1 protein-coding gene is annotated in these 886 nt (G+C 66.8%); it reads right to left on the bottom strand.

What is annotated here, in order from left to right; all coding sequences use genetic code 11:
• Window positions 1-16: 16 nt before the first annotated feature.
• Window positions 17-772: a transposase family protein gene (locus ACQB60_RS45730; RefSeq protein ID WP_496932039.1), complete on the bottom strand. Its 756-nt coding sequence runs from the start codon at window positions 770-772 to the stop codon at window positions 17-19.
• Window positions 773-886 lie beyond the last annotated feature (114 nt).

Raw genomic sequence — 886 nt, 5'->3', positions numbered from 1 at the left:
TGAGCGTTTTCCATCCTCACGCTGATGCGTGGTGAAGGACGAGGACGGCCCTCACGACGTCGGTGACCCGGTTGGTGCTGCAGCGGAGCTTCCGCAGGAGGCGCCAGCCCTTCAGAGTGGCCATGGCCTGTTCACCGAGGCAGCGGATCTTGGCGTGACTGCTGTTGTGGCGGCGCTTCCACCTCTTGAGACGACGGCCCCGAAACGGTACCCGGACGGGTCCGCCGGCACCTTGATACGCCTTGTCCGCCCAGCATCTGAGCCCCACATCCGCGAGAGCCTCGATGATCCCGTGCTGTCGCGCGGCAGTCAGGTCATGAGTCGAGCCGGGCAGCGCGGGCGAGGCCCACAGCAGCCGCCCGAACGGATCGGCGAGAACCTGCACGTTCATGCCGTGGCGTTTGTGTTTCCCCGAGTAGTAGGGGGTGTCGGCAGCGATTCGGTCGATCGGCAGCAAGGTGCCGTCGAGGATGACGAACGCCTTCGCCCGGATCGTCTCCATCGCGTCGGCCAGGGACGGGGCGAGGGCGGACAGGACGTCGACGGCCTCGCGTATGTAGCGGCAGACGGTGGCGATTCCGATGCCGAACCCGGCGGCGAGCTGGGCGTACGTGTCACCGCACCGTAGATGAGCGAGGGCGAGCAGGGCCTGGCGATGAGCGGGAAGGCGCCGCCACCGTGTCCCGATCTCCCGCCGCCTGGAGGTCAGTTGCCCGGTCAGGAGCCGCAGGGTGCGGGTGGACAGATCGATCGCGGACGGGTAGACAAGCACGCGAAGCTCCTGGCGGACATGGGTGATCTTGGTCGAGAACCCGTCTACCAGGAGCTTCGTCGTTGCGCAGGACTGTCCAACTCGCGGTCAGCACCGCCAGCTTGGAAAAGGCTC

Origin of the sequence: Streptomyces odontotermitis, from assembly GCF_050510915.1 — a bacterium.
In the GTDB taxonomy this organism is placed as follows: domain Bacteria; phylum Actinomycetota; class Actinomycetes; order Streptomycetales; family Streptomycetaceae; genus Streptomyces.
This window is presented reverse-complemented; position numbering and strand designations above follow the sequence as displayed.